The following is a 15230-nucleotide window of genomic DNA, read 5'->3' on the forward strand; positions in this document are numbered from 1 at the left end:
GTACCGTAAGGCCAGACGCTAGTATGGTCTGACCGTAAATATCGATCGTGGAGGTCGTCCCATGCGTATCGGACTCTTCGCCACGTGCCTGGGAGACACGCTCTACCCCGACGCGGTGAAGTCGACCGCGGTGCTGCTCGCCCGCCTGGGACACGAGGTGGTCTTCCCGCCGGGGCAGACCTGCTGCGGCCAGATGCACGTCAACACCGGTTACCAGCGCGAACCGGTCCCGCTGGTCCGCAACTACGCGGAGCAGTTCGGGGACGCCTCGATCGAAGCGGTGGTGATGCCCTCGGGCTCCTGCGCCGGTTCGGTCCGCCACCAGCACGAGATCATCGCCGAGCGGTACGGCGACGCCGCGCTGCGCTCCGGCGTGGCCACGGTGAAGGCGAAGACGTACGAGCTCTCCGAACTCCTCGTCGACGTCCTGGACGTCACCGACGTCGGCGCCTACTTCCCGCACCGGGTCACCTACCACCCCACCTGCCACTCCCTGCGGATGCTGCGGGTCGGCGACAAGCCGCTGAAGCTGCTGCGCGCCGTGGACGCCATCGACCTGGTGGAGCTGCCCGAGGCCGACGCCTGCTGCGGCTTCGGCGGCACCTTCGCGCTCAAGAACGCCGACACCTCCTCGGCGATGCTGAAGGACAAGCTGGCCCACGTCACCGGCACCGGCGCCGACGTCTGCACCGCCGGCGACTCCTCCTGCCTGATGCACATCGGCGGCGGCCTCTCCCGCATCAAGGCCGGCACCCGTACGCTCCACCTCGCGCAGATCCTCGCCAGCACCCGTACCGCGCCCCACGTCCTGACGGAGGCCGCCCGATGAGCAGCACCTTCCTCGGCATGCCCGCCGCCCCGCCCCGCTCCCCGTACGGCTCGGGGAACCTGCGCGGCGACGAGAAGTTCCCGAAGGCCGCCCACCACGAGCTGCGCAACGACCAGCTGCGGCGGAACCTCCGCAAGGCCACCCACACCATCAGGGGCAAGCGGCTGAACGTCACCGCCGAGCTGCCGGACTGGGAAGCGCTGCGCGACGCGGGCTCGGCCATCAAGACCGACACCATGAACCGCCTGCCCGAACTGCTGGAACAGCTGGAGCGCAAGGTCACCGAGGCCGGCGGCACGGTCCACTGGGCCCGGGACGCCGACGAGGCCAACGCCATTGTCACCCGGCTCGTCGCCGCCACCGGCAGCGAGGAGGTCATCAAGGTCAAGTCGATGGCCACCCAGGAGATCGGCCTCAACGAGCACCTGGAGAGCCAGGGCGTCAGGGCGTACGAGACCGACCTGGCCGAGCTGATCGTGCAGCTCGCCGACGACAAGCCCTCGCACATCCTGGTCCCGGCGATTCACCGCAACCGCGACGAGATCCGCGAGATCTTCCTCAAGGAGATCCCCGGCGTCGACCCGGAGCTGAACGCGGTCCCCGCCGAACTGGCCGCCGCCGCCCGCGCGTACCTGCGCGAGAAGTTCATGACCACCAAGGTCGCGATCTCCGGTGCCAACTTCGGCATCGCCGAGACCGGCACCCTCTCGGTGGTCGAGTCCGAGGGCAACGGCCGGATGTGCCTGACCCTGCCCGAGACCCTGATCACCGTCATGGGCATCGAGAAGGTCCTGCCGCGCTACGAGGACCTGGAGGTCTTCTTCCAGCTGCTGCCGCGCTCCTCGACCGGCGAGCGGATGAACCCGTACACCTCGCTGTGGACCGGTGTCACCCCCGGCGACGGGCCGCAGGAGTTCCACCTCGTCCTGCTCGACAACGGACGCACCGCCGCCCTCGCCGACTCCGTCGGCCGCGAGGCGCTCAACTGCATCCGCTGCTCCGCCTGCCTCAACGTCTGCCCGGTCTACGAACGGGCCGGCGGCCACGCCTACGGCTCGACCTACCCCGGGCCGATCGGCGCCGTCCTCACCCCGCAGCTGGCCGGTATGCACGCCGCCAAGGACGACCCGAACAGCTCCCTGCCGTACGCCTCCAGCCTCTGCGGGGCCTGCTTCGACGCCTGCCCGGTGAAGATCGACATCCCCTCGCTCCTGGTGGAGCTGCGCCACCAGAACACCGAGCAGTCCGGGCGGACCGTCGAGCAGGCGGCGATGAAGGCGGCGGCCGCCGTGATGGCGCGGCCGGGGCTGTACACCACCGCGCAGAAGGCGGCCGGGCTCGGCCGGGTCGTCGCCGGGCGGGACAAGAAGATCACCCGCCTGCCCGCGCCCTTCGACGGATGGAGCGAGAGCCGCGACCTCGCCGCCCCGCCGAAGCAGACCTTCCGCGACTGGTTCGCCTCCGACGAGGGCCGCGCCACCCTCGGCGCCGCCGCCCGCGAGGGCGCCGAGTCGCGGGCCGAATCCGCCACGCCCGCCACCGACGACAGCGAGGAGCAGCGGTGAACGCACGAGAGACCGTCCTCGGCCGCGTCCGGGACGCCCTGACCCTGGCGCCCAAGCCTCCGGCCGAGGTGCCGCGCGCCTACCGCACCGGCCGCACCCTGCCCGACGCCGACCGGCTCGCCCTCTTCGTCGACCGCCTCGTCGACTACAAGGCCGAGGTGCACACCTGCGCCGCCGACGAGACCGCCGCCACCGTGGCCCGCGTCCTCGCCACCCGGGGCGCGCGGCACATCGGCGTCCCGGCGGGGCTCGACCGCGACTGGCTCGCCCGGTTCGACGGCACCGTCCAGGAGGACCACGCCGACATCCCCGCGCCCGGCCTGGACCAGCTCGACGGCGTGGTCACCGCCTCCCGGGTGAGCTGCGCGGAGACCGGCACGATCTTCCTCGACGGCGCACCGGACCAGGGCCGCCGCGCCCTCTCCCTCGTCCCCGACCTGCACGTCTGCGTGGTCGACCTCTCCTCGGTCGCGGTCGGCGTCCCCGAGGCGCTGGCCCGGCTCACCCCGCACCGGCCCACCACGCTGATCAGCGGCCCGTCGGCCACCTCCGACATCGAGCTGGAGCGGGTCGAGGGCGTCCACGGCCCCCGCACCCTCGACGTGATCATCCGCACCGACGCCTGAGAGGCACCGGCCGCACGGCCGGACCCACGGGACCGACAGCCCCCGGAAGGTGCTCCCCGGGGGCTGTTCCGCATCCGGCCGGGCCCGGCCACGGGCCCGGCGCCGTCGTACCGCTGACTCGGCGCCGAGCGGGCATACGGTGGTCAGACGTACGGGAATCGGATGCCTGTACCCCTGCCGAGAGGACGCCGGTGTCGACTGCAGCGCGCGGACCGGAGCCCGTACCCGTGGAGACGGGCCGCACCGAGACCCGCGAGGAGCGGGCGGACCGTCAGTGGGGCGAGCTGCTGCAGGAGCTGAGGGTCGCCCAGACAGGTGTCCAGGTGCTGTTCGCCTTCCTGCTGGCGGTCGCCTTCCAGGAGCGCTTCGAGGACCTGGGCCACACCGACCGCACCATCTACCTGGTGACCGTCGTGCTCGCGGCGGCCACCGCCGCCGCCCTCATCGGGCCGGTCTCCTACCACCGGCTCCTCACCGGCCGCCGCCTCAAACCCCAGACCGTCGTCTGGGCCTCCCGGCTGACCGTGCTGGGGCTCATCCTGCTGCTCTGCACGATGTGCGCCGCCCTGCTGCTCGTCCTCCGGGTCACCATGCACAACTCCCTGGCGTTCTGGCTGGTCGCCGCGATGGCGGTGTGGTTCGTGCTGTGCTGGTTCGTCTTCCCGGTGCTCGCCCTGATACGGGACACCCGGGCCGGCTGACGGCTCCCGCGCTCCGGTTGCGGCGCACCACGCGCCGGGTGACCCTGTGGGTGACCCAGAAGAGGCAATAGCTCACGCCGCGTGGTCGGGGGTGCCGGTTCGAAGGGGGAGCGCGTGAGCCTCGTACAGGAGCCGCGACCATGTCCCTGTCCTTCGACAGCACCGAGCCCACGGCCGAAGCCGTACTCACCACCGCCGCCGGGGCCGCGCCCCCGGTGCCGGTCCCGGGCCCCGGCACCCTCGCCGCCCCGGAGGCACTCGCCCCGCCCGTGGCGCCCGAACGCCCGCGCCCCGCGCCGCCCGCCGGACGTACCGCGCCCGAGGCGGCCCGGACCGTCTCGCTCCCCGGGGCGTCCCCGGCGGGGGAGGACGCCGGGCACGCCGTCCGCGTCACGCGCGCCGAACGCCCGGCCGAGCCCTCCGCCCCCACCGGGACGCTGACCTTCGACACCGGCCGGGCCGACCGGATCTACCGCCTCGACCTGCGGATCGGCACCGACCGGATCGACCGGGTCCGGCGCATCGCCGCCGCCTACCTCGGCCACTGGGGCCTGGAGCGCCAGACGGGCCCGCTCGGCAAGGCGCTCACCGAACTCCTCGGCAACGTCGTCCGGCACGTCGGGGAGGACGCCCCCTGCACGGTCGAACTGCGGCTCGCCGGAAGGCGGCTGACCGTCTCCGTCGCCGACACCTGCACGACGATGCCGCGCCGCCTGGAGCGGGGCGGCGGACTCGCGCGGATCGGTGTGCTCTGCGACAGCTGGGGCAGTTGTCACACGGAGAGCGGAAAGGTCGTCTGGTGCACCCGGCGCGTCGACCTCCCGCAGGGCGCGGCCGGCCTGCCCGGCACCCCGCAGCCTCTGCTGACCGGGGCGTGCCCCTGCCCGCCGCCCGCCGTCAGCGTGGGCTGAACGACGTCCGCGCGGCCCCCGTCCGGCCCGTCCGGCGGGGGCCGCGCCCCGTTCCCCCAGGAGATCCCGCATGAGCCAGGCCCCCGACCGTACCGGCGGACCCTCCGCCGAGGAGATCGCCGCCCTCGACGCGCACTGGCGCGCCGCCAACTACTTGGCCGTCGGGCAGATCTACCTGATGGACAACCCCCTGCTCACCCGCCCCCTCACCCCCGAGGACATCAAGCCCAGGCTGCTCGGGCACTGGGGCACCTCGCCGGGGCTGAACCTCGTGTACACCCACCTCAACCGGGTGATCAAGGACCGCGACCTGACCGCCCTCGCCGTATGGGGACCCGGCCACGGCGGCCCGGCCGTCGTCGCCAACTCCTGGCTGGAGGGCAGCTGGAGCGAGGTCTACCGGGACGTCCCGCGCGACGCCGACGGCATGGCCCGCCTCTTCAAGCAGTTCTCCTTCCCCGGCGGCGTCCCCAGCCACGTCGCCCCCGACGTCCCCGGCTCGATCCACGAGGGCGGGGAACTGGGCTACGCCCTCACCCACGCCTACGGCGCCGCCTTCGACCACCCCGATCTCTTCGTCGCCTGCGTCATCGGCGACGGCGAGGCCGAGACCGGGCCGCTCGCCGCCTCCTGGCACTCGGACAAGTTCCTCGACCCCGTCCACGACGGCGCCGTCCTGCCGATCCTCCACCTCAACGGGTACAAGATCGCCAACCCGACGGTCCTCGCCCGGCTCCCCGAGGACGAACTCGACGCCCTGCTGCGCGGCTACGGCCACGACCCGCTCCACGTCGAGGGCGACGACCCGGAGACCGTCCACCGGGAACTGGCGCTCGCCCTGGACACCGCGCTCGACCGGATCGCCGTCATCCAGGAGCGCGCCCGCGTCCAGGGCGCCGTCGAACGCCCCTCCTGGCCGATGATCGTCCTGCGCACCCCCAAGGGCTGGACCGGCCCCCGCGAGGTCGACGGCCTGCCCGTGGAGAACACCTGGCGCGCCCACCAGGTCCCGCTGCCCGGCGTCCGCGAGGACGACGACCACCGGCGCCAGCTGGAGGAGTGGATGCGCTCCTACCGCCCCGAGGAACTCTTCGACGAGGACGGCCGCCCCCGCCCCGAGGTCCTGCGCTACGTCCCCGAGGGTGACGCACGCCTCGGCGCCACCCCGTACGCCAACGGCGGCCGGCTCACCCGCGACCTCCCACTGCCCGGCCTCGCCGGCCACGCGGTGGAGGTCCCGGCGCCCGGGCAGAGCACCAGCGAGCCCACCCAGGTACTCGGCGGCTGGCTGGAGGAGCTGATGGCCGCCACGGCCGCCCGGCGCGACTTCCGCCTGGTCGGCCCCGACGAGACCGCCTCCAACCGGCTCGACGCCGTCTACGGCGCCACCGGCAAGACCTGGGAGGAGAAGACCTACCCCACCGACGAACACCTCTCGCGCGACGGCCGCGTCATGGAGGTCCTCTCCGAACACCTCTGCCAGGGCTGGCTGGAGGGGTACCTGCTCACCGGCAGGCACGGCCTCTTCTCCTGCTACGAGGCGTTCGCGCACATCGTCGACTCCATGGTCAACCAGCACATCAAATGGCTGCGCGCCTCCCGCAGGCTCGACTGGCGGCGCCCCATCGCCTCCCTCAACTACCTGCTGACCTCGCACGTCTGGCGCCAGGACCACAACGGCTTCTCGCACCAGGACCCCGGCTTCGTCGACCACATCCTCAACAAGAGCCCCGAGGCGGTCCGCGTCTACCTGCCGCCGGACGCCAACACCCTGCTCGCCGCCGCCGAACACGTCCTGGGCAGCCGCGACTACGTCAACGTCATCATCTCCGGCAAGCAGCCCACCTTCGACTGGCTGACCCTGGAGCAGGCCCGCGCCCACTGCGCCCGCGGCGCCGGGACCTGGGCGTGGGCCGGGACCGAGGACGGCACCCGGGAACCGGACGTGGTCCTCGCCTGTGCCGGAGACGTCCCCACCCAGGAGGTGCTGGCCGCCGCCGGCCTGCTCCGCCGCCACCTGCCCGAACTGAGCCTCCGCGTGGTCAACGTCGTGGACGTGGCGCGGCTGCTGCCCCAGGGCGAGCACCCGCACGGCATGCCGGACGCCGAGTACGACGCGCTGTTCACCCGCGACAAGCCGGTCATCTTCGCGTACCACGGCTATCCGTGGCTGATCCACCGTCTCGCCTACCGGCGGCACGGCCACGACCACCTGCACGTACGGGGCTACAAGGAGGAGGGGACCACCACGACCCCCTTCGACATGGTGGTCCGCAACGACCTCGACCGGTACCGGCTGGTCATGGACGTCATCGACCGGGTCCCCGGGCTCGGCGTGCGGGCGGTCGGACTGCGCCAGGCGATGGCCGACGCCCGCTTCCGCCACCACCGGTGGATCCGCGAACACGGCAGCGACATGCCGGAGGTCGCCGACTGGCGCTGGGAGGGCTGAGACGTACGGCGGGCGGGCCCCGGCGGAACTCCGCCGGGGCCCGCCCTTCGCCTCGCCGGCACGGGCCCGCGCCTTGTTCACGGTGCGCGCCGCGATCTGCTCGGCGCGCTTCTCACCCACGCCGCGCTTCTCCTCGCTCTCCTTGATGTCCTCGTACTGCCGCTCCCGCTTGGCGTTCGATCCGCGTGGCATTCCTGGCGTCTCCCTTCGGGCCGGCCCCCTGGTTCACCAGTCTGGCAAGGGGTACGCGTACCCGCACGACGGCACCGACGCCACTGCCGCTCCGTGCGGACCGTGTCGCAGTTGGGCCGATCGGGTGAAGCGCGTCAGAATTACGGAATGCAGACAACCGAGCGAGCCCGGACGGGGTGGGGGCAGTGAACGGCCACGACGTCACCGATGAGCAGTGGGAGGGCCTCGCCCAGGTCGTCCCCCTGCGGGGCCGCGACGCCTGGCCGTCCTGGCCGGGCCACCGCGCCACCCCCGAAGCCCGGACCGAGCCGAGGCGCCGGTTCGTGGTCATGCGGGTCAACGTCTTCTCCGACGCCCGCGACGTCGCCGAGACGCTGATGACCCGCGTCCCCGTCCTCCTCGACCTCAGCGGCGCCGAGACCGACGTCGCCAAGCGCGTCCTGGACTTCAGCAGCGGGGTCGTCTTCGGCCTCGGCAGCGGCATGCACCGCGTCGACCGGAACGTTTTCCTCCTCGCCCCGCCCGGCATGGAGGTCCAGGGCCTGGTGGAGAGCGTCACCCCGCAGGGCTGACCGGAACTCCCCGGCGGCGGCCCGCCGCCGGGGAGTTCCGGGGCTCCCTCGGTCCCCCGATCGTAGGAACGATTCCGGGGTAAAACGGTTCAGCTCCGACACCGTTGTCTACGGTCCGCTGCATGACGGTCCCCCCGCAGCTCACCCCCGGCAGCCGCCGCCCGCGCCCCTCCGCCCCGCCCTTCGGCGCCGCCTCCGTGCGCCGCTCCGGCGACACCGTCCCCGAACCGCGCCGCCACCCCTCGGACCCGCCGCCCCAAGCGGCCCCCGAGGACGAGGCCGCCGCCCCGGCGAGACCGCGCCCCGCCGTCACCGAGCTGTACCTCTCCGCCTACGCGGGCCTGCGCCGCACCCGGATTCCGGTCGGCCCCCTCACCCTCCTCGCCGGACCCAGCGGCAGCGGCCGCTCCACCGTCCTCGGCGCCTACGCCGCCCTCGCCGCCCTCGGCTCCGGGACCAGCCTGGAGAAGGTCTTCCCCGACCCGGCCGCCTGCGTCCCGGAGACCGCCCGCCCCGACGCCCAGCAGCGGCGCGGCTTCCGCATCGGCTGCACCGTCGACGGACCCGTGGGACCGGTCCGCCTCGACCTCGCCGTGCAGGTCGAACCGGCCCTGCGCATCGTCGGCGAACGCCTCACCTGGCAGGGCACCACCCTGCTGGAGACGGCGCTGAGCAACCCCGGCCGCCGCTTCGTGCACGCGGCCTGGCACACCGCCGGAGCGGCGCCGGTCACCCGGGGCGCCCTCTCGGACGACCGGCTCACCACCGCCATGCTGCCGCTGCGCGTCGGCGGGCGGACCCAGGGCGAGCAGCGGGTCCTGGCCGCCGCCGAACAGGTCGTCGTCGCCCTGCGCTCCGTCTACGCCTGCGAACCCCGGCCCGCCGCGATGCGCGCCCCGGTGCCGGTCTCCAGCGGACGGCTGCTGTCGGGCTGCGACAACCTCGCCGACGTGCTCCTGCGGACCCGCACCGAGTGCGCCATCCGCCACGGCCTGCTCGTCTCCGCCGTGCGCGAGGCCGCGCTCCGCCCGGTCCACGACGTCTTCGCCGAGGTGCGCCCCGGCGGCCTGGTCGAGGCCCTGCTCGACCGGGGCGCGGGCCGGCACACCCCGCTGGCCCGGCTCGGCGACGGCGAACTGCGCCACCTGGCGCTCTGCCTGGTCCTCCTCACCGGGCCGGGTGTGCTGGAGTTCGACCCGGCCGCCGAGGTGCCCCACGCCTACCAGAGCCTCACCGTCCTCGCCGACAGCCTCGACCGCGACCTGGACACCCGGCAGTTGCGGGGGCTGGTCACCCTGGCCGGGCGGGCGGTGTCGCGCGGGCACATCCGGCTGATCGGGACCGTCCGCGACGCCGGGGAGGCGCTCGGGGCGGACGGGGCGGCGGTCGAGGGGCTGACGGTGGTAGACCTGACGCCGGACGGGGCCGGGAACGGATGAGGAGCGGGGCAGTGGACGCAGCGGAGCGGGCGGGGCAGGGGCCACAGGCGGAGCGGCCGGCCGGGGCGGGCGGGCTCACCGCGGAGGAACTCCAGAAGCGGCTGGCCCGGTTCGCCGCCGCGCGGGAGTGGGGGCAGTACCACACGCCCAAGAACCTGGCCGCGGCGCTCAGCGTCGAGGCCGCCGAACTCCTGGAGATCTTCCAGTGGCTGACGCCGGAACGGGCGGCGGCCGTCATGGACGACCCGGAGAGTGCCTTCCGGGTTCGGGACGAGGTCGCGGACGTGCTCGCCTACACGCTCCAGCTCTGCGAGGTGCTGGGGATCGACGCGCTGGAGGCGCTGGCCGCGAAGATCGACCGCAACGAGCGCCGCTTCCCCGCCGGGCCGTATCCGCTCGACCGCTGAACCCCCGGCCGCACGGGAGCACTCCCAGTCCTCTTCCGCGCCATCTCACTCTCCGGAGTGATCGAGTTGTCCACAATCGATCCTGTGTCCACAGATTTCCGATTTCCTCTGGTGTTTCGGCGCGCAGTACCTCACTCTGGGTAGTGGACTGTTGCGCTCGGGGTCTCCGCCGGGCGCCCGGCGCCACCGCTCCATGCCCGCCCGCGGGTGCGTGGCGGTGAGCGCCGGGCGCCGGCGGCTCCCGGGGCGCGGTGAGCGAACGGGGGAGCGGCATGGACGCGTTGCGACTGATCACCATGAACCGGCAGGCGCTGCTGCACGGCCACAGCCTGGAGACCATCACCGCGGAGGTGTGGGAGGCGCAGGCGCTGAGCCGGGCCGTCGGGGCCCTCCTCGCCGAGGAGGGCCCGCGTGAACTGCGCGAGGCCGCGCTCGCCTTGAGCAGCCCCGGCGGCCGGGCCGCCGAGGCGACGGAGCTGCCGGTGCCCTGCCGCGGCGACCCGCGAGCGGTCCGGCTCACCCGCGCCCCGGACGTGGAGGCCACCCTGCTCGCCCTCGCCGAACTCCTCGGCGAGGTGGGCATCGCCCTGGTCGGCCTCGCCTGCGGGGTGTACCAGGAGGCGCTGTACTGGGCCTCGGTCGAGGCGATCGACGCGGCCGACGAGGCCCGCGACCGTGTCCTCGACATGCTCCGCGCCCTCGGTGAGAGTTCGGGCCACTCCGGGCGCGGCTCCGCCGCCGAGCTGCGATGAGGGGCGCCGTGCGGGCACCGGACAGCGGCTGGGGCCCCGCCGGGCTCCCGCCGGCGCGCGTGCGGCGCGGGAGCCCGGCCCGGGGGTCAGGAGAGCTGCGGCATGACCTCGGCGGAGATCAGCTCCAGCTGGTCCAGGTCGTCGAGGTCGAGCATCTGGAGGTACATGCGCTGCGAGCCGACCGCCTCGAAGGCCGCGATCCGCTCCACCACCTCGGCCGGGGAACCGGCCAGCCCGTTGGCCTTCAGCTCGTCCACGTCACGGCCGATCACCTCGGCGCGCCGCTTCACCTCGGCGTCCGTCCGGCCGACACAGGCGACCAGGGCGTTGGAGTACACCAGGCTGTCGGCGGGGCGCCCGCGCTCCTCGGCGGCGGCCCGCACCCGGCCGAACTGCGTCGCGGTGTCCTCCACCGAGGCGAACGGGATGTTGAACTCGTCGGCGTACTGCGCCGCCAGCGCCGGCGTCCGCTTGGCGCCGTGGCCGCCGATGAGCACCGGCACCCGCTCCTGGGCGGGCTTCGGCAGGGCCGGGGAGTCCTTCAGCTGGTAGAAGGTCCCGTCGAAGTCGAAGCGGTCGCCGACCGGCGTCTTCCACAGCCCGGTGACGATCGCCAGCTGCTCCTCCAGCCGCCCGAACTTCTCCTTGGGGAAGGGGATGCCGTACGCGCTGTGCTCCTCCTCGTACCAGCCGGAGCCGAGCCCGAGCTCCACCCGGCCGCCGGACATGGCGTCGACCTGGGCCACCTCGATGGCGAGGACCCCGGGCAGCCGGAAGGTCCCGGCCGTCATCAGGGTGCCGAGGCGGATCGTCTCGGTCTCCCGGGCGAGGCCGGCGAGGGTGATCCAGGCGTCCGTCGGTCCGGGCAGGCCGGAGACGGAGCCCATGTGCAGGTAGTGGTCGGAGCGGAAGAAGGCGGAGTAGCCCAGCGACTCGGAGGCCCGCGCGACGCGGAGGAGCGTGTCGTAGGTGGCGCCCTGCTGGGGTTCGGTGAATACGCGAAGATCCATGACTCCATCTTGCCTCCGCCGCCCTCGCGGCGCGGACGCCCCACCGGACCCGTCCGCCGCGGATGCGCACCTTCGAGTGGTCGTGCGGCGAACCCCCGGTGCCCGGCCCGCCGCACGGTCCAGGGTGGGAGCCATGACCGACACCACCCTGGCCGACTCCCCGGCCCGCCTCTCCCGCGCCGACTGGCTCGCCTCCCTGCCCCGCAACACCGCCTGTTCGGCCCTGGTCCTGCACGACGCGGAGTACCGGCTGCTCCTGGTCCACGCCACCTACGAGGACAGCTGGCAGTTCGTCGGCGGGGTCAGGGACGCCCAGGACGACCCGTGGACCACCGCCGTCCGCGAGGCCCGCGAGGAGATCGGCTACGAACTGGTGGGCCCGCCCCGGCTGCTGGGGTACGACTGGGTGACCTTCGAGGACAGCGAGCCGGCCGTCCAGCACTTCTTCCGTGCCCCCGTCCTGGAACCGGAGCGGCTGGACAGCATCCGCCTCTCGGAGGAGCACGACGACTGGCTCCTGCTCTCGGTCGAGGAGTGGACACGGCACCTCGGTCCGCACCGCGCCCGGCGGCTCCGCCCGGTCCGCGACGCGCTGCGCACCGGCCGTCCCCTCTGCCTGCGCGACGGCTACCCGGTGACCTGACCGGCCCGCCGCCGGCCCCGGAAAACAGCTCGCCCACCGGTGCTCACCTGGCCATAATCGGCCTGGTGTTCCTCACCCTGACCACCCAAGGCCGCCCCGGACGTCCCGCCTCCGACCTCGGATTCCTGCTGCACAAGCATCCGGAGAAGGCGCAGGCGTTCACCACCTCGCACGGCACCGCGCACGTCTTCTACCCGGAGGCGTCGAACGAGCGGTGCACGGCCGCCCTGCTGCTGGAGGTGGACGCGGTCGCGCTGGTCCGCGCCGGCAAGGGCAAGGGACGCGGCGGCGCCCCGGACTCGTCCCTCGGCCAGTACGTGAACGACCGGCCCTACGCCGCCTCCTCGCTGCTGGCGGTGGCGCTCGGCGCCGTCTTCCGCAGCGCGGGCCGTGCGCCGGGGAACTTGGCGTTGACCTTCACCGTGTACGCCTCGACGCCCGGCAGGAGCCCGGGGAGCAGCGCGGTGGCCGTACCGGGGAACGGCAGCCCGGTCACGACACGCTGCCCGGGGACGGGGGAGGCGCCGGCGGTGCGGAAGGCCCCGCGCAGCGCGGCCAGGCAGTCCGCCGGGGCCAGCAGGGTTTCCAGGTCGTTCCTGGTCAGCAGGAGAGTCACCCGGCCATGGTCGGGGAGACGGGGAGACGGGGAGTACCGGCGTACTCGCCCCCCGTTCGCCGAGTGAACCGCTCGCCGGCCGGTGAGGATGAGGGGCATGGGATTCCATGTCGACTCCGAGGTCGGGCAGCTGCGCCGGGTCGTCCTGCACCGGCCGGGGCTGGAGCTGAAGCGGCTGACGCCCACCAACAAGGACGCGCTCCTCTTCGACGACGTGCTCTGGGTGCGCCGGGCGCAGCAGGAGCACGACGGGTTCGCCGAGGTGCTGCGGGACCGGGGGGTGCACGTCCACCTCTTCGGCGACCTGCTGCGGGAGAGCCTGGAGCTGTCCCCGGCGCGGGAACTGGTGCTCGGGCGGGTCTTCGACGAGCGGGAGTTCGGGCCGCTCGCCACGGGCCATCTGCGGGCCGCCTTCGAGACGATGGAGTCGGGGGAGCTGGCCTCGGTCCTGGTCGGCGGGATGACCAAGCGCGAGTACCTGGCCCTGCACCCGGAACCGCTCTCGGTCCGCTTCCATGTGATGGAGCAGGACGACTTCCTCCTCCAGCCGCTGCCCAACCACCTCTTCACCCGGGACACCTCCGCCTGGATCTACGACGGTGTCTCGGTCAACGCCATGCGCTGGCCGGCGCGGCAGCGCGAGACGGTCCACTTCGAGGCGGTCTACCGCCACCACCCGCTCTTCGCCACCGAGCAGGCCCGCCCCTTCCACACCTGGTCCGAAGGGCAGGAGTGCTACCCCTCGACCATCGAGGGCGGTGACGTGCTGGTGCTGGGCAACGGCGCCGTGCTGATCGGGATGAGCGAGCGGACCACCCCGCAGGCGGTGGAGATGCTGGCCAGACGGCTCTTCGCGGCAGGCTCGGCCCGCACCATCGTCGCGCTGGACCTGCCGAAGCGCCGGGCCTTCATGCACCTGGACACGGTGATGACGATGGTCGCCCCGGAGGTCTTCACCCAGTACGCGGGGCTCGGCATGCTGCGGTCGTACACCATCGAGCCGGGTGTCGGGACGCACGATCTGAAGGTCACCGACCATCCGCCGGAGCACATGCACCGGGCGATCGCGGCGGCGCTGGGGCTCGGGGCGATCCGGGTGCTCACCGCCACCCAGGACGTGCACGCGGCCGAGCGGGAGCAGTGGGACGACGGGTGCAACGTGCTGGCGGTCGAGCCGGGGGTGGTGGTCGCCTACGAGCGGAACGCCACCACCAACACCTACCTGCGGGACGAGGGGCTGGAGGTCATCGAGATCCAGGGCAGCGAGCTGGGGCGCGGGCGGGGCGGGCCGCGCTGCATGAGCTGTCCGGTGGAGCGGGACGCCGTCGGGGGGTAGAGGGGGGTAGAGGGTCGGCGCGACGGCGGTCGTATATTCATGTGGGTGGTCGTATAGACTTCCATGGTCATCGTATTCGCACCCCAGGAGCGCCCCATGGCGACAGACCTCACCGGTCGCAGTTTCCTCAGAGAGCTGGACTTCACCGCCGAGGAGTTCCGCTCACTCGTCGCGCTGGCCGCCGAGCTGAAGGCGGCCAAGAAGGCCGGGACCGAGGTCCAGCGGCTCCGCGGGCGCAACATCGCGCTGATCTTCGAGAAGACCTCCACCCGCACCCGGTGCGCCTTCGAGGTGGCCGCCGCCGACCAGGGCGCCTCCACGACCTACCTGGACCCGTCGGGCTCGCAGATGGGGCACAAGGAGTCCGCCAAGGACACCGCGCGGGTGCTGGGCCGGATGTTCGACGGCATCGAGTACCGGGGGGACAGCCAGGCCACCGTCGAGGAGCTGGCCGCCCACGCGGGCGTGCCGGTCTTCAACGGGCTGACCGACGACTGGCACCCCACCCAGATGCTCGCCGACGTGCTGACCGTCGTCGAGCACACCGCGAAGCCGCTGGAGCAGGTCGTCCTCGCCTACCTGGGCGACGCCCGCTTCAACATGGGCAACTCCTACCTGATCACCGGCGCCCTGCTCGGCATGGACATCCGGATCGTCGCCCCGCGCGCCTACTGGCCCGCCCAGCACATCGTCGACGAGGCCCGCCGCCTCGCCGGCCGGAGCGGTGCCCGGATCACGCTGACCGAGGAGGTCCACGTCGGGGTGCGGGACGCCGACTTCGTCGCCACCGACGTCTGGGTCTCGATGGGCGAGCCCAAGAGCGTCTGGGACGAGCGGATCGCCGCCCTCGCGCCGTACGCGGTCACCAGTGAGGTGCTGGCGGCCACCGGCAACCCGGACGTCGTCTTCCTGCACTGCCTGCCCGCCTTCCACGACCTCGGCACCGAGGTCGGGCGGCAGATCCACGAGAGCCACGGCCTGACCTCGCTGGAGGTCACCGACGAGGTCTTCGAGTCGCCGCACTCCGCCGTCTTCGACCAGGCGGAGAACCGGCTCCACACCATCAAGGCCGTCCTCGTCGCCACCCTCGCGGGCCCGGCGGGCGGTGCCGGGGTGAGTGGATAGTCATACGCTCGGTGGTAAATATGCGCATAACCATCCGTTAGGGTGGTCGTGCGA

Annotated in this window: 14 protein-coding genes and 3 pseudogenes; 14 read left to right on the forward strand and 3 right to left on the reverse strand. The window is 73.1% G+C overall.

Annotated features, from left to right (window positions below; genetic code table 11):
• Nucleotides 1-61: 61 nt before the first annotated feature.
• From IF45_RS0112145 to IF45_RS0112170, 6 genes are all read left to right on the forward strand, one after another.
• Entirely contained in the window at nt 62-829 is a 768-nt protein-coding gene (locus tag IF45_RS0112145; RefSeq protein ID WP_010641385.1) for a (Fe-S)-binding protein, read from the forward strand.
• Nucleotides 826-2394 (forward strand): LutB/LldF family L-lactate oxidation iron-sulfur protein, encoded by a 1569-nt coding sequence (locus tag IF45_RS0112150; RefSeq protein ID WP_018469517.1) that lies wholly within the window; start codon nt 826-828, stop codon nt 2392-2394. Before IF45_RS0112145 ends, IF45_RS0112150 begins: the two co-directional genes overlap by 4 nt.
• Complete coding sequence (locus IF45_RS0112155) at nt 2391-3020, forward strand: LutC/YkgG family protein (protein WP_030307316.1); 630 nt, start codon at nt 2391-2393, stop codon at nt 3018-3020. Before IF45_RS0112150 ends, IF45_RS0112155 begins: the two co-directional genes overlap by 4 nt.
• A 227-nt stretch (nt 3021-3247) precedes the next feature.
• Complete coding sequence (locus IF45_RS0112160) at nt 3248-3721, forward strand: DUF6328 family protein (protein WP_003951514.1); 474 nt, start codon at nt 3248-3250, stop codon at nt 3719-3721.
• Nucleotides 3722-3861: 140 nt separating this feature from the next.
• Entirely contained in the window at nt 3862-4632 is a 771-nt protein-coding gene (locus tag IF45_RS0112165; protein ID WP_030307318.1) for an ATP-binding protein, read from the forward strand.
• A gap of 70 nt (nt 4633-4702) precedes the next feature.
• Nucleotides 4703-7084: a phosphoketolase family protein gene (locus IF45_RS0112170; RefSeq protein ID WP_030307320.1), complete on the forward strand. Its 2382-nt coding sequence runs from the start codon at nt 4703-4705 to the stop codon at nt 7082-7084.
• A gap of 24 nt (nt 7085-7108) precedes the next feature.
• Here IF45_RS0112170 and IF45_RS33880 read toward each other — a convergent pair.
• Nucleotides 7109-7276 (reverse strand): annotated as a pseudogene (locus tag IF45_RS33880) (plasmid stabilization protein); the annotation flags it as partial.
• Between the two features lie 185 nt (nt 7277-7461).
• On the opposite strand from IF45_RS33880, the gene IF45_RS0112175 reads away from it, so the two are divergent.
• The 4 genes from IF45_RS0112175 (at nt 7462) to IF45_RS0112190 (ending at nt 10446) form a co-directional block, all read left to right on the forward strand.
• Nucleotides 7462-7848 (forward strand): cell division protein SepF, encoded by a 387-nt coding sequence (locus IF45_RS0112175; protein WP_010641374.1) that lies wholly within the window; start codon nt 7462-7464, stop codon nt 7846-7848.
• 122 nt (nt 7849-7970) lie between these two features.
• Nucleotides 7971-9287, forward strand: coding sequence for an AAA family ATPase (locus IF45_RS0112180; RefSeq protein ID WP_030307322.1), 1317 nt, complete (start codon nt 7971-7973; stop codon nt 9285-9287).
• Between the two features lie 11 nt (nt 9288-9298).
• On the forward strand, nt 9299-9694 hold the full coding sequence (locus IF45_RS0112185) for a nucleotide pyrophosphohydrolase (RefSeq protein ID WP_030307324.1): 396 nt from the start codon (nt 9299-9301) through the stop codon (nt 9692-9694).
• 272 nt (nt 9695-9966) lie between these two features.
• Nucleotides 9967-10446 (forward strand): DUF6099 family protein, encoded by a 480-nt coding sequence (locus IF45_RS0112190; RefSeq protein WP_008409669.1) that lies wholly within the window; start codon nt 9967-9969, stop codon nt 10444-10446.
• Between the two features lie 86 nt (nt 10447-10532).
• Here the strand turns inward: IF45_RS0112190 and IF45_RS0112195 are convergent, their stop codons facing one another.
• Entirely contained in the window at nt 10533-11456 is a 924-nt protein-coding gene (locus IF45_RS0112195; RefSeq protein WP_008409671.1) for an LLM class F420-dependent oxidoreductase, read from the reverse strand.
• 133 nt (nt 11457-11589) lie between these two features.
• Here IF45_RS0112195 and IF45_RS0112200 point away from each other — a divergent pair, with 133 nt between their 5' ends.
• Together IF45_RS0112200 and IF45_RS32280 are read left to right on the forward strand one after the other, a co-directional pair.
• The gene (locus tag IF45_RS0112200) at nt 11590-12099 is read left to right on the forward strand and encodes an NUDIX domain-containing protein (RefSeq protein ID WP_008409673.1); all 510 of its coding nucleotides are present in this window, start codon (nt 11590-11592) and stop codon (nt 12097-12099) included.
• 65 nt (nt 12100-12164) lie between these two features.
• Nucleotides 12165-12491, forward strand: a pseudogene (locus IF45_RS32280) (3' terminal RNA ribose 2'-O-methyltransferase Hen1); the annotation flags it as partial.
• Here the strand turns inward: IF45_RS32280 and IF45_RS0112205 are convergent.
• Nucleotides 12476-12715 (reverse strand): annotated as a pseudogene (locus IF45_RS0112205) (ornithine cyclodeaminase family protein); the annotation flags it as partial. The pseudogenes IF45_RS32280 and IF45_RS0112205 sit on opposite strands and share 16 nt — an antisense overlap.
• Before the next feature lie 97 nt (nt 12716-12812).
• On the opposite strand from IF45_RS0112205, the gene IF45_RS0112210 reads away from it, so the two are divergent.
• Together IF45_RS0112210 and argF are read left to right on the forward strand one after the other, a co-directional pair.
• On the forward strand, nt 12813-14051 hold the full coding sequence (locus IF45_RS0112210) for an arginine deiminase (RefSeq protein WP_030307328.1): 1239 nt from the start codon (nt 12813-12815) through the stop codon (nt 14049-14051).
• A 96-nt stretch (nt 14052-14147) separates the two neighbouring features.
• On the forward strand, nt 14148-15176 hold the full coding sequence (gene argF, locus IF45_RS0112215; RefSeq protein WP_030307330.1) for an ornithine carbamoyltransferase: 1029 nt from the start codon (nt 14148-14150) through the stop codon (nt 15174-15176).
• The last annotated feature ends 54 nt before the right edge of the window (nt 15177-15230 follow it).

Source organism: Streptomyces albidoflavus, from assembly GCF_000719955.1.
GTDB lineage: Bacteria > Actinomycetota > Actinomycetes > Streptomycetales > Streptomycetaceae > Streptomyces > Streptomyces albidoflavus.

Excerpts from the sequence above, each read along its gene's own strand:
- IF45_RS0112145 (WP_010641385.1), top strand. The coding sequence starts at position 62 with ATGCGTATCGGACTCTTCGCCACGTGCCTGGGAGACACGCTCTACCCC.
- IF45_RS0112150 (WP_018469517.1), top strand. The coding sequence starts at position 826 with ATGAGCAGCACCTTCCTCGGCATGCCCGCCGCCCCGCCCCGCTCCCCG.
- IF45_RS0112165 (WP_030307318.1), top strand. The coding sequence starts at position 3,862 with ATGTCCCTGTCCTTCGACAGCACCGAGCCCACGGCCGAAGCCGTACTC.
- IF45_RS0112170 (WP_030307320.1), top strand. The coding sequence starts at position 4,703 with ATGAGCCAGGCCCCCGACCGTACCGGCGGACCCTCCGCCGAGGAGATC.
- IF45_RS0112180 (WP_030307322.1), top strand. The coding sequence starts at position 7,971 with ATGACGGTCCCCCCGCAGCTCACCCCCGGCAGCCGCCGCCCGCGCCCC.
- IF45_RS0112190 (WP_008409669.1), top strand. The coding sequence starts at position 9,967 with ATGGACGCGTTGCGACTGATCACCATGAACCGGCAGGCGCTGCTGCAC.
- IF45_RS0112195 (WP_008409671.1), bottom strand. The coding sequence starts at position 11,456 with ATGGATCTTCGCGTATTCACCGAACCCCAGCAGGGCGCCACCTACGAC.
- IF45_RS0112200 (WP_008409673.1), top strand. The coding sequence starts at position 11,590 with ATGACCGACACCACCCTGGCCGACTCCCCGGCCCGCCTCTCCCGCGCC.
- IF45_RS0112210 (WP_030307328.1), top strand. The coding sequence starts at position 12,813 with ATGGGATTCCATGTCGACTCCGAGGTCGGGCAGCTGCGCCGGGTCGTC.
- argF (WP_030307330.1), top strand. The coding sequence starts at position 14,148 with ATGGCGACAGACCTCACCGGTCGCAGTTTCCTCAGAGAGCTGGACTTC.